This is a genomic window from Amycolatopsis keratiniphila, from assembly GCF_000400635.2.
Taxonomy (GTDB): domain Bacteria; phylum Actinomycetota; class Actinomycetes; order Mycobacteriales; family Pseudonocardiaceae; genus Amycolatopsis; species Amycolatopsis keratiniphila.
In genome coordinates this window covers 7,220,628-7,232,694 of the sequence record NC_021252.1, presented here as the reverse complement: position 1 = coordinate 7,232,694, position 12,067 = coordinate 7,220,628, and the positions used below count along the sequence as shown (strand labels likewise).

Genomic DNA, 12,067 nt, shown 5'->3' with positions numbered 1-12,067 from the left:
CCTGTAGTCGTTCAGCGGGTGGTGCGGAGGATGACGGCGGTGACCCAGCCCCAGGCCAGCATCACGGCGGCCCAGAAGGCGAGCATCACGACGGCGTTCGCGTTGCCGGAGCTCATCGTGGCGAAGGCGGCGAAGAACGCGACGCCGGTGGCGCGGGAGTAGACGGCCCAGCCGCGGTGGCCCTCACGGGAGAAGCGGCTCGCGAACACGAAGGTCGCGACGATCAGCGAGAGGAAACCGATCGAGCCGGCGGCCATGTGCAGGATGCCCGCGGTGCTGATGGTGGCCGGACCGGAGCCTGCCGGGAAGCCGTTGCCGGGGTCGGCCTTGAAGACCGCGGCGAAGAGCAGGCTGACGCCGAAGACGCCCAGCAGCCGTGGCCCCCACGTGCTGCCTCTGCCCGGTTCGAGCGTCCGGCTCAGCCCGATCGCTCCCGCGATCATCAGGACCCCGGTGACCAGGAAGTTCGTCACCTGGATCCAGCCGGCGTCGCCGTTGCTCAGCATGCTCGCCGGGTGCTTCGTCAGGTCGAAACCGTCGCGCACGGCGGCCTGGGTGAGCGAAGTCAGGAAGTACAGCGGGCCCGAGACGGCGCCGCAGGCGAGCAGGGCACGGGCCGGGAGCGCGACGTGGGCGCGGGTGGCGGTGATGGTCATCGGTTTCTGCCTTTCGGGGCGGGGTGCGTTGGCACAACTCTCGCTCCGAAAGTCTCGATTGTCAAGACAAAAAAATTTGTCGGTGGTGCCGAGGGGACACCGCGAGGTGTCGCAACGGGGTGGCTACTTGGCGTTTCGCAAGGTCAGGAGGGTGATCTCGCTCGGCGCGAAGACGCGCAGCGGCGGCCCCCAGAAGCCGGTGCCGCGGCTCGTGTAGAGCTGCGTGCGCTCGCCGTGGCGCGAAAGGCCGGCCAGTACGGGCTGGTCGAGCCGGACCAGGAGGTGGAACGGCCAGATCTGGCCGCCGTGCGTATGCCCGGAGATCTGGAGGTCGATACCGGCCTCCGCGGCCTGCTTGACCTGCTTCGGCTGGTGGGCGAGCAGGACCACCGGCGTGCTCGCGGCGACGCCGTCGAGCGCGGCGGGAAGGTCGGGGCCGTGGCCGGGCAGGCCGGAAGCGGCGCCGGTCGGGTCGTCGATCCCGGCGAAGACCAGCGTGTCTCCGCCTTGGCTGACCGGGAGATGCCGGTTGTGCAACGGCTCCCAGCCGAGGTCGCGCATGTGGTCGAGCCAGGCCTGCGCCTCGCCGAAGTACTCGTGGTTGCCGGTGATGTAGAACTTGCCGAGCTTCGCCCGCACCTTCCCGAGCGGCGCGACCTGCTCCCGCCGCTTGGCGACGGTGCCGTCGGCGAGGTCACCCGCGTGGGCGACGACGTCGGCGTCGAGTTCGTTCACCACTTCGACGACCTTCTCCGACCACTTCGTCCGGTTCAGCGGGCCGAAATGGGTGTCGGTGATGATCGCGAAGCGGAGACCGTCGAGCCCCGCGCCGAGGCGGGGGAGCACGACGTCGAGTTCCTTGAGCCTCGGCACGCGCCGCGCTTCGACCATCCCGTACGCCGCCAGCGCCGCGAAGGCCACCAGGACGACGCCGGACACGATGCCCGCCGCACTGTCCACTCCGGACACGGCGAGCACGAGCCGTAACACGTTTCCGAGCACGGACAACGAGAACAGCAGCCAGATGAGCCCGAGGGAGAGGTCGCCGATCTTCGCCGCGAGGTCGCGCTGCCACGGCCCGTGACCGAGGACCATGCACGCGGGCACGGCGAGCGCCGCGACGGCGAACACGATCGTTCCGAGGACTTCGAGCGCGGCCGGGAGTTCGGGGGAGCCGACGATCGTCCACCACGGCACACCGAACAGGAGGGCGAGGACGGCGATCAGCGCGGTGACGCGGACAAGGATGCGGGGCATGATGTCGGCCAGAGTAACAGCCCATTGGTCTCTACCGCCGTCTTCGCTGAGGGGCGTCTCAGGTACGTAGGCGGACGTACGCGAGATGTCGCCTCACGGCCGACGATTTCCGCGTCGGCGCCGAAGACACTCGACGGCATGATTCGGACGATCGAACGCGTCGCCTACGCGGCCGGGGCGCTCCTGTTCCTCAGCGGTCTCGTGCACACGGTCGTGTTGGTCGCGTCCGGCGGCTCGTGGACGGGGCCGCTGTCGATGCGGAAGGCGGTCACGTTCGGCTTGTCGTTCGGGCTGACGCTGGTCACCGTCGCGTGGGCGACGTCGTACGTCGCGGTGCGGCCACGCGTGCGGAACACGCTGCTCGGCGTCTTCACGGCGGCGAGTGTCGTGGAGACGGCGCTGGTGAGCATGCAGGCCTGGCGTGGGGTGCCGTCGCATTTCAACTTCGAGACCGGCTTCGACAACGCCGTGTCGACGACGCTCGCGGCGGGTGGCGGCGTGATCATCCTGACGGCGGTGACGTTCACGGCCGCGGCGATGCGCGGCGAAGGGGAGATGACGGCGAGCATGCGGCTCGCGGTGCGGTTCGGGCTCGTCGCGCTGCTGGTGGCGCTGGGCGCGGGCGCGGCGATGATCGCGAGCGGCGTCGTCGAGGCGCGGGGCGGGAATCCGCGGCTCGCGTACACCACCGCCGGCGCGCTGAAGCCGCTGCACGCGGTGGCGATGCACGCGATCCTCGTCGTGCCGGGGCTCGCCTGGCTGCTGCGGTTCGCGGACTGGACGGAGCGGCGGCGCGTGCGGCTGGTGTGGACGGCGATCGGTGCGTACTCGGTGCTGACCGCGGTGGTGGGGGTGGAGTCGGTGGCCGGGGTTTCGCCGCTGGCGGCCTCGCCGGTGGAGATGGTGACTTCGGGGCTGGCCTTGGTGGTGCTGGGGCTTATCGGTGCAGTGGCCGGTCGTGAAGCGGTTCGGCGTCGGTCTCGGATGTCATGAAAGGGTCGTTCAGGACATCTTTTGTCCTGAACGACCCTTTCATGACACTCGCGGGTGGAGGGAAGTGCTAGCGGCCCACGTAGGTGCGAAGGTGCCGCGCCGTGAGCGTGTCACCCGAAGCGACCAGATCGGCCGGAGTCCCCGTGAACACCACCTGGCCCCCGTCCGAACCCGCGCCCGGCCCGAGATCGACGATCCAGTCCGCGTGCGCCATCACCGCCTGGTGGTGCTCGATGACCACCACCGTGTTCCCGTCGTCGACGAGCCGGTCGAGCAGGCCCAGCAGCTGGTCGACGTCGGCGAGGTGCAGGCCGGTGGTCGGCTCGTCGAGGACGTAGGTCGCCGACTTCTCCGCCATCCGGATGGCGAGTTTGATCCGCTGCCGTTCCCCGCCGGACAGCGTCGTGAGCGGCTGCCCCAGCCCGAGGTAGCCGAGGCCGACGTCGGAAAGCCGGTCCAGGATCGCCCGCGCCTGCCCCGACGGGAAGAACTCGCGCGCCTCGGCGACGGGCATGGCGAGCACCTCGCTGATGTCCTTGCCCCGCAGTTTGTAGGTCAGGACCTCTGCGGTGAACCGCTTGCCCTCGCATTCCTCGCAGACCGTCGCCACCCCGGCCATCATCGCCAGGTCGGTGTAGATCAGCCCGATGCCCTTGCACTTCGGGCACGCACCTTCGGAGTTCGCGCTGAACAGGGCCGCCTTCACGCCGTTGGCCTTGGCGAACGCGGTGCGGATCGGGTCGAGCAGGCCGGTGTAGGTCGCCGGGTTGCTGCGCCGGGAGCCGCGGATGGCCGACTGGTCGAGCACCACCACATCGTCCCTTGTGGACAGTGAGCCGTGGATGAGCGAGCTCTTCCCCGAACCGGCGACCCCGGTGACCACGGTCAGCACGCCCAGCGGGATGTCGACGTCGACACCGCGCAGGTTGTGCCGGGTGGCGTTGCGGATCTCGATCTGCCCGCGTGCCGTGCGGACGTCCGTGCGCAGCCGCGCCCGGTGGTCGAGGTGCCGTCCGGTGAGCGTGCCGGACGCCCGCAGGCCGGCGACGTCGCCGGTGTAGCAGATCCGCCCGCCGTTCGGCCCCGCGCCGGGCCCGAGGTCGACGACGTGGTCGGCGATCTCGATCGTCTCCGGTTTGTGCTCGACCACGAGCACCGTGTTCCCCTTGTCCTTCAAGAGAAGCAGGAGACCGTTCATCCGCTGGATGTCGTGCGGGTGCAGCCCGACGGTCGGCTCGTCGAACACATAGGTGACGTCGGTGAGGCTGGAACCCAGGTGCCGCACCATCTTCACGCGCTGTGCCTCGCCGCCCGAAAGCGTCCCGGACTCACGGTCGAGGCTCAGGTAGCCGAGCCCGATCTCCACGAGCGAGTCGAGGGTTCCGCGCAGGGTCTGCATCAGCGGCCCCACCGACGGATCGTCGATTTTGCGGAGGAAGTCGGCCAGGTCGTTGATCTGCATCGACGAGCAGTCGGCGATGTTCAGTCCCTCGATCTTCGAGGACAAGGCCGCCTGGTTGAGCCGCGCGCCGTCGCACGCCGGGCATCGCCGGAAGGTGATCGCCCGGTCCACGAAGGCCCGGATGTGCGGCTGCGTCGCTTCCTTGTCCTTGGACAGGAACAGCCGCTGCACCTTCACCAGCAGGCCCTCGTAGGTGGTGTTCATCCCGCCGAGCTTCATCTTGGTGGCGGGTTTGTGCATGAAGTCTTCCCACTGCTGCGGGGTGTAGTCCTTCAGCTTGACCGCGGGATCGACGAAGCCGGCCTCCGCCAGCCCCTTCCAGTACCAGCTGCCGGGCGCGAAGTTCGGGACGGTGATCGCCCCTTCGTCGAGCGAAAGCTCTTTGTCGACGAGCTGGTCGATGTCGATGCTGGAGACCTTCCCCAGCCCCTCGCAGTCGGGGCACATCCCCTCGGGAAGGTTGAAGCTGAACGCGCCCGACGTCCCGATATGCGGCGTTCCCAGCCTGCTGAAGACGATCCGCAGCATCGTGTGCGCGTCGGTCGCGGTGCCGACCGTGGAGCGGGAGTTGGCCCCCATCCGCTCCTGGTCGACGACGATCGCGGCGCTCAGGTTCCGCAGCGCGTCCACGTCCGGCCGTCCGACGGGGGCCATGAAGGACTGGATGAACGCGGTGTAGGTCTCGTTGATCAGCCGCTGCGACTCGGCGGCGATGGTGCCGAACACCAAGGACGACTTCCCCGACCCCGAGACACCGGTGAAGACGGTGAGGCGGCGTTTGGGGATGTCGACCGAGACGTCGGCGAGGTTGTTCTCTCTGGCTCCGCGCACCTGGATCATGTCGTGGCTGTCGGCGGCCGAAGGCATGGCTCTCCCCTGGTTGGAACTCTTTAGCCTGTAAAGTGAGGGTAGCAGAGGTTAGTTTATGCTGTAAGGAGTTGGCAAGTGGTCGTCTACGCGGCGCAAGGAGACCCCCGGCGGTCGATGGCCCTGCTGTGGCGGACCGATCCGCCGGACGCCGAGCGGCCCGGCCCCAAACCGGGGCTTTCGGTGGACCTGATCGTCGACACCGCCATCACCATCGCGGACGCCGAAGGCATGGCGGGCCTCTCGATGCGCGCGGTCGGGGACAGGCTCGGCCGCACGGCCATGGCGCTCTACACCTATGTCCCGAGCAAGAGCGAACTGGTCGATCTCATGTACGACAAGGCGCTCGCCGAGCTTCCGGCCACTTACGACGGAGACGGGTGGCGTGCGGAGGCGGCTCGCTGGGCCGAGGATCTCTGGGACTTCTACCTGCGGCACCCCTGGGTCCTGCAGGTCTCGCAGGCGCGGCCGGTGCTCGGGCCGAACGAGTACGTCGTGCTGGAGGCGCTGGTGAGGATCCTGCGCCGGACCGGATTGCGCCCGGCGGCGCTGCGGCGGCTGGTCAGCGCGCTGTATTCGTGCGTGCGTGAGCCCGCCAGGACGGCTTCGGAGGCCAGGCTGGCCGAAAAGGTGACAGGGCAGTCCGACGACGAGTGGTGGTACGCGAGGTCCGCGCATCTGAAGGAGGTCTCGCCCGACTTCGCCGAGCGCTTCCCGACGCTGACCTGGATGGAGGCCGAGCAGGCGTTCCGGATGGAGGACGAAACGGTGTCCTATCTGGAGCAGGAGGCGAGGGAGGCGTTCGAGTTCTCGCTGTCCGTCTTGCTGGACGGAATCGAAGTCGCGACCAAAGCGGAGTAGCCTTCTCCGCATGCCCTCCGATTTCGCCTTGAAGACCATGAACGCCGTCCACCGCGTCATCCAGAAGGTCAGCGGCGGCCGCGCCGGCTGGCAGGTCGCCGGGATGACCGTGCTGGAACTGACCACCATCGGCCGCAAATCCGGTCAGCCGCGCACCGTCCTGCTGACCTCGCCGCTGCGCGAGGGCGACGCGTACGTCATCGTCGCCTCCCGTGGTGGCGACGATCAGCACCCGGCCTGGTTCCTCAACCTCCGCGACAACCCCGACGTGCAGGTCACGCTGAAGGGTGAGGCCGCGAAGCCGATGGTCGCGACCGTCGCCGACGCCGATCTGCGTGCCCGCCTGTGGCCCAAGATCACCGCGGACTACAAGAACTACGCGCAGTACCAGACCAAGACTGAGCGGGAGATCCCCGTCGTCCTGCTCTCGCCCAAGGGGTAGCTGCGTTTTCGGTCCGGTGGGTCGTGAGTGGCGATTCGGGTTCTAACCCGAATCGCCACTCACGACCCACCGGACCGGCATCCCCCGCACGGGCCGGGTCCATCGGCCCTACCGGCGAGTTGGTAAGCCGGGGACCGTGGACCTCGACGCAGAGGAACTACGAGAACGCGGGGATGCCGATGTCCGACTCCTTGGGTCTCGAGACGCTCGACCGCGAGCAGTGCCTGTCACTGCTCGCGGGCGCCGGGCTCGGCCGGGTGGTGTTCACCTCGCGGGCCATGCCCGCCATCCAGCCGGCGCGGTTCGCGCTGCACCACGGCGCGATCGTGGTGCGGACGCCGTCGCAGAGCGCGTTGTTCGCCGGGGTGCTCGACAGTGTGGTGGCGTTCTCGGTCGACGAGTTCGCCAAGGACCTCGGGGCAGGCTGGTTCGTCACCGTCGTCGGCCGCGCCGCCGAGGTGCGCGATCCCCTGGTGACCGCCGAACTCGAGACCTTGCCGCTGGGCTGCTGGACCGGCCGGACGGACTCCCGGTATCTCAGGATCCCCATCGAGTCGGTAACCGGTCGAAGGATCCTCGGCGCTTGCAGTAACGAAGCACTGTCCGTGATCGACGCACCAGATGAGCGATCCGGGCGCGTTTGTCATTCCTGACCCCACTGCCCGGGGAGTTACTCCGGGACGGTGACGGCGGTGCGGCGGGTGAGTGCGGCGAGTGACGCCAAGGCGCCCAGAATTCTGGACGCGGTGGCGGGGATCGCCCACGATCTCAGCCTGTCCGACGTCCTGCGGCGCATGGTCGAATCCGCCTGCGAGCTGACCGGTGCGCCGTTCGGGGCGCTCAGCGTGCTCGATTCGGACGAGTTCATCCGCTTCGGCGACGCTTGGGAACGGCCGCCGTCCGACGACGAGGCCCGCGTGGTGCCCATCCGGATGCGCGGCCGCATCTTCGGGATGCTGTACCTGGCCCGCAAACCGGACGGTGAGGAGTTCACCGAATCCGAGGACGACCTGCTCGTCGCGCTCACCGCGGCGGCCGGTGTGGTGATCGAAAACGCCGCGCTGTTCGACCAGGTGCAGCGGCGCGAGCGCTGGCTCGAAGCCTCCTACCACGTCACCGGGGCGCTCCTGGCCGATCAGGATCTGACCGCGACCCTCCGCCTGATCGCCGAACGCGCCCGCGTCGTCGCCGGTGGTACCGCGGGCGCGGTGGCCCGGCCGCGCGGCGACGGGCAGCTGGTCTTCGAGATCGTCGAGCCGCCGGGCCCCGACGCCGACCGCCTCGCCGGGATCGTCGTGCCGACCGAGGGCACCGCGACCGGGATGGCGTTCACCACCGGAAAACCCGTCGTGGTCCGGGATTACGGCGAGAAGGTGGTCGAGTACCAAGGCGGTCGCGGCGCCGTGATGCCCGCGGCGGTCAAGGACCTCGACTCCACGGTCGCCGTGCCGCTGATCGTCGGCGAGGAGAAGCTCGGGGTGCTGTTGGTCGCGAAGTTCCGCGACCGGACCCCGTTCTCCGCCTACGACGTCCAGCTGGCCGAGACCTTCGCCGCGCACGCCGCGCTCGCGGTGGAATTCGCCCGAGCGCAACAGGACAGGCAGCGGCTCGCCGTCTTCGAAGACCGTGACCGGATCGCCCGCGACCTGCACGACCTGGTGATCCAGCGGCTGTTCGCGATCGGGCTCGGGCTGGAGGGGCTGAGCAGGCTCGCGAGCGAGCCCGCCGTCGCCGACCGGGTCACCGGCTTCGCGCACGAGATCGACCGCACCATCCGCGAGATCCGCAACAGCATCTTCTCCCTGCAGGAACCGGCGGAGGCGCAGGGCAGCCTGCGGTCGGAGCTGCTGCGGGTCGCGCTGGACGCGGGCTGCGCGTCCGAACCCCGGGTCGGGTTCGACGGGCCGCTCGACTCGACCGTGCCGGACACGGTCCGCTCGGATCTCATCGCGACGCTGCGCGAAGCACTGTCCAATGTGGTCAGACACGCCGCGGCGACGACGGTCTCGGTCGACGTCGCGGTCGACCGCGACGGGCGGTGGCTCGAACTCTCGGTGGTGGACGACGGCGTCGGCATGCCCGCCGAACCCGGCCATCGCAGCGGGGTGGCGAACCTCGCCGAACGCGCGGCCCGCTGGAACGGGACGTTCCGCGTCGAAGCGCGCCCCGAAGGCGGCACGAGGCTCGACTGGTCGGTGGAACTGCCGGCCCGGCAGGGGAGTGTGGGATGACGATTTCGGTGTTCCTCCTTGACGATCACGAACTCGTGCGCACCGGGCTCAAGACCGTCTTCGAGGCCGAGGACGATTTCACCGTGGTCGGCGAAGCGTCCACGGCCGCCGAGGCGTACGTGCGGATCCCCGCGGTCAAGCCGCAGGTCGCGGTGCTCGACGTCCGGCTGCCGGACGGTGAGGGAGTGAGCGTCTGCCGGGAGATCCGGGCGTCGATCGACCCGCCGCCCGCCTGCCTGATGCTGACGTCCTATTCGGACGACGACGCGTTGTTCGGCGCGATCATGGCGGGCGCGGCGGGCTACATGCTCAAACAGGTCTCCGGCGGCGCGCTCGTCAAGGCCGTCCGCACGGTCGCCGCGGGTGGATCGCTCCTGGACAGCACGCTGACGGCGTCGGTGATGAACCGGCTGCGCGGCGAGACCGACCTCCCGGACCCGCGGTACGAACAGCTGAGCCCGCAGGAGCGGCGGGTGCTCGACCACATCGCCGACGGGCTGACGAACCGCCAGATCGCGGAAAAGCTGTACCTGGCGGAGAAGACGGTCAAGAACTACGTGTCGTCCCTGCTGCACAAGCTCGGTTTCGAACGGCGCACCGCCGCCGCGGTCTACGCCACCCAGCGCCGCAAGTCCACTTCCTAGAAGAAGGTGAACCCGCCGGCGAAATCGGGATCCTCGCGCAGCACACGGCGCAGTTCGTTGAGGGCCCGGTGCTGGGTGACGCGGACCGCGCCCGCGCTCGCCATGCCCAGCGCGACGGCGGTCTCCTCGGCGCTGTAGCCGTGGATCACGCGCAGCACCAGCACGTCGCGCTGCTTCGCCGAAAGGACCTCGAACAACCGGGACAGCCGTCGGCGGCGATCGGCCTTTTCGACCTCTTCGAACGTCGGGTTCCACGGTCCGTCCTGGTCGGGCTCCGGATCGGGAACGGGCGCGGACGGGTCGCGCGCGAGGTTGCGGCGGACGTCGGCCACCTTGTGCGAGGCGATCCCGAAGACGTACGGCAGGAAGCTGTTGTCCTGGTAGCTGTAGCGCGGCAAGGCGACGAGGACGGCCATCAGGACCTCCTGCGCACAGTCCTCCGCGTTGGAGACGCCGCGTATCGTCCCGCCCAGCCTGCCGGCGCAGTACCGGAACACGATCGGCCGGAGGAGGGCGAGCAGGCTCTCGACGGCGCGCCGGTCACCGCTGATCGCCGCGCGGATCAGTTCGCCGTCCGGTTCTCCCGGACGGGGTACGTAGGTGGGGCGCACGGCTTCCGACACGGTCATCACGCCGGATCGCCCGTTCTCGGCACGGTCCTGTGCGTTCCCATCATCCCCACCTCCCGAAAGCCCCCAGCCCTCTTTGGCCCTTCCGACGTTACGGAGCGCGGCCTCGCGTCACACCGGTATAGGAGCCCGGAGTAGTCGGGTCTTTGGACCCTGGTGGGCGCGGGGTATGGACTTTCGCCAGATTGGTCTAGACAATTAGTCCAGCGCGGCGGCAGGCCGCCCTTTCACGGAGGAATCGCGATGAGGCGTTCCAGATCCTTGGCATTTCTGGCCGTTTTGGTGCTCACCTTCACCGGCCTGATCACGGGCGGTGGCACCGCGAACGCGGCCAACCTGCTCCTCAATCCCGGTTTCGAGGCGGGCTCGACCTCCGGCTGGTCCTGCGCCGCGGGCGCGGCCGTGAGCACACCGGTCCGTTCGGGCGGTTACGCCGTTTCGGTCACGCCCGGCTCGACGATCGGCAAATGCGCACAGACGGTATCCGTACGGCCGAGCACGACCTACGCGGTTTCGGCCTGGGTGAACGGGAACCCGGTGTACCTCGGCGTCACGGGCGGGCCGTCGACCTGGACCGCGGCGACCTCGTACACGCAGCTTTCGCTCTCGTTCACGACGTCGGCCACGCAGACGACGGCCGAGGTGTACGTCCACGGCTGGTACGGATCGGGCACCTTCTACGCGGACGACATCAGCCTCGACGGACCCGGCGGTGGCACCCCCGGCGCGCCGCCGACCCCGGGAAACCCGGCCGTGGGCACGGTGACGAACTCGTCGATCGCCCTCTCGTGGGGCGCTTCGGCGGGGACGGTGACCGGCTATCGCGTGTACGAAGGCGGCACCGTGGTCGCGACGGTGACCGGAACTTCGGCGACGATCTCGGGATTGACGGCCTGCTCGTCGCACAACTACTCGGTGGCCGCGTACAACAGCGCGGGCGAATCGCCGAAGAGCGCTGAGGTGGGCGCCACGACCTCCGGCTGCGTCGACACCGGCCTGCCGAAGCACGCGCTGATCGGCTACCTGCACGCGAGTTTCGCCAACGGCTCCGGCTACACGCGGATGGCCGACGTCCCGGCGGCGTGGGACATCATCAACCTGGCCTTCGGTGAGCCGACGTCGGTGACCTCGGGCGACATCCGCTTCACGCGGTGCCCGGTCGCGGAATGCCCGACCGTGGAAAGCGACGCGGACTTCATCGCCGCGATCCGCGCGAAGCAGGCGCAGGGCAAGAAGGTGCTGATCTCCATCGGCGGCCAGAACGGCCAGGTCCAGCTGACCACGACCGCGGCGCGCGACGCCTTCGTCAATTCGGTGTCCGCGATCATCGACCGGTACGGGCTGAACGGGCTCGACATCGACTTCGAGGGACACTCGCTGTACCTCAACTCCGGCGACAACGACTTCCGCAACCCGACCACGCCGGTGATCGTCAATCTCATCTCGGCGCTGAAGACGCTGAAAGCCCGCTATGGCGCGGGATTCGTGCTGACGATGGCGCCGGAGACGTTCTTCGTACAGACCGGATACCAGTACTACGGCGGCCTCGGCGGCGCCGACAACCGGACGGGTTCGTACCTGCCGGTGATCCACGCGATGCGGGACGCGCTGACCGTGCTGCACGTCCAGGACTACAACTCCGGACCGGTGATGGGCCTGGACAACCAGTACCACTTCATGGGCGGCGCGGATTTCCACATCGCGATGACCGACATGATCAAGGCGGGTTTCACGGTTTCGTCGACCGGATTCCGGTTCCCGGGGCTGCGTGAGGACCAGATCGCGTTCGGCCTGCCCGCGGCGGTCAGCGCGGGCAACGGGCACACCGCGCCGGCGGCGGTGCATTCGGCGCTGAACTGCCTGGTGAAGAACTCCGGGTGCGGGTCGTATTCCTTGCGGGGCGGGGCTTCGCCCGCGTTGCGGGGGCTGATGACGTGGTCGATCAACTGGGACCGGTACTACGGGTGGGAGTTCCAGAACGCCCACGAGCCGTTCCTGAACGCCTTGCCCTGACCGCATTCAGAG

General features: G+C 68.9%; 11 protein-coding genes. 7 read left to right on the top strand and 4 right to left on the bottom strand.

The genetic code is table 11. The annotated features are described in order from the left end of the window. Positions 1 to 11 precede the first annotated feature (11 nt). Both AORI_RS73185 and AORI_RS73180 read right to left on the bottom strand, forming a co-directional pair. A complete protein-coding gene (locus AORI_RS73185) occupies positions 12 to 656 on the bottom strand; it encodes a DUF998 domain-containing protein (RefSeq protein ID WP_016336729.1) in 645 nt (214 codons plus the stop codon). 123 nt (positions 657 to 779) lie between these two features. After that, positions 780 to 1,913 carry a metallophosphoesterase gene (locus AORI_RS73180; RefSeq protein ID WP_016336728.1) on the bottom strand — a complete coding sequence of 378 codons (1,134 nt, stop codon included), beginning with the start codon at positions 1,911 to 1,913 and terminating at the stop codon, positions 780 to 782. Positions 1,914 to 2,051: 138 nt separating this feature from the next. Between AORI_RS73180 and AORI_RS73175 the strand changes: the two genes are divergently transcribed. After that, positions 2,052 to 2,906 carry a hypothetical protein gene (locus AORI_RS73175; RefSeq protein WP_016336727.1) on the top strand — a complete coding sequence of 285 codons (855 nt, stop codon included), beginning with the start codon at positions 2,052 to 2,054 and terminating at the stop codon, positions 2,904 to 2,906. A gap of 67 nt (positions 2,907 to 2,973) precedes the next feature. Here AORI_RS73175 and AORI_RS73170 read toward each other — a convergent pair whose 3' ends face one another. Next, on the bottom strand, positions 2,974 to 5,235 hold the full coding sequence (locus AORI_RS73170; RefSeq protein WP_016336726.1) for an ATP-binding cassette domain-containing protein: 2,262 nt from the start codon (positions 5,233 to 5,235) through the stop codon (positions 2,974 to 2,976). A 78-nt stretch (positions 5,236 to 5,313) separates the two neighbouring features. On the opposite strand from AORI_RS73170, the gene AORI_RS73165 reads away from it, so the two are divergent. The 5 genes from AORI_RS73165 (at position 5,314) to AORI_RS73145 (ending at position 9,413) form a co-directional block, all read left to right on the top strand. Beyond that, the gene (locus tag AORI_RS73165) at positions 5,314 to 6,096 is read left to right on the top strand and encodes a TetR/AcrR family transcriptional regulator (protein WP_016336725.1); all 783 of its coding nucleotides are present in this window, start codon (positions 5,314 to 5,316) and stop codon (positions 6,094 to 6,096) included. 10 nt (positions 6,097 to 6,106) lie between these two features. After that, on the top strand, positions 6,107 to 6,538 hold the full coding sequence (locus AORI_RS73160) for a nitroreductase family deazaflavin-dependent oxidoreductase (protein WP_016336724.1): 432 nt from the start codon (positions 6,107 to 6,109) through the stop codon (positions 6,536 to 6,538). 173 nt (positions 6,539 to 6,711) lie between these two features. Then, complete coding sequence (locus AORI_RS73155) at positions 6,712 to 7,191, top strand: pyridoxamine 5'-phosphate oxidase family protein (RefSeq protein WP_016336723.1); 480 nt, start codon at positions 6,712 to 6,714, stop codon at positions 7,189 to 7,191. 30 nt (positions 7,192 to 7,221) lie between these two features. Then, complete coding sequence (locus tag AORI_RS73150) at positions 7,222 to 8,769, top strand: sensor histidine kinase (protein ID WP_016336722.1); 1,548 nt, start codon at positions 7,222 to 7,224, stop codon at positions 8,767 to 8,769. Continuing rightward, positions 8,766 to 9,413 carry a response regulator gene (locus AORI_RS73145; protein ID WP_016336721.1) on the top strand — a complete coding sequence of 216 codons (648 nt, stop codon included), beginning with the start codon at positions 8,766 to 8,768 and terminating at the stop codon, positions 9,411 to 9,413. The genes AORI_RS73150 and AORI_RS73145 overlap by 4 nt, the downstream gene beginning before the upstream one ends. Here AORI_RS73145 and AORI_RS73140 read toward each other — a convergent pair. Continuing rightward, positions 9,410 to 10,042, bottom strand: a complete 633-nt coding sequence (locus tag AORI_RS73140) for a sigma-70 family RNA polymerase sigma factor (protein ID WP_043848342.1) — start codon at positions 10,040 to 10,042, stop codon at positions 9,410 to 9,412. The two genes, AORI_RS73145 and AORI_RS73140, sit on opposite strands and share 4 nt — an antisense overlap. A 243-nt stretch (positions 10,043 to 10,285) precedes the next feature. Between AORI_RS73140 and AORI_RS73135 the strand changes: the two genes are divergently transcribed. Beyond that, a complete protein-coding gene (locus tag AORI_RS73135) occupies positions 10,286 to 12,055 on the top strand; it encodes a chitinase (RefSeq protein WP_016336719.1) in 1,770 nt (589 codons plus the stop codon). Positions 12,056 to 12,067 lie beyond the last annotated feature (12 nt).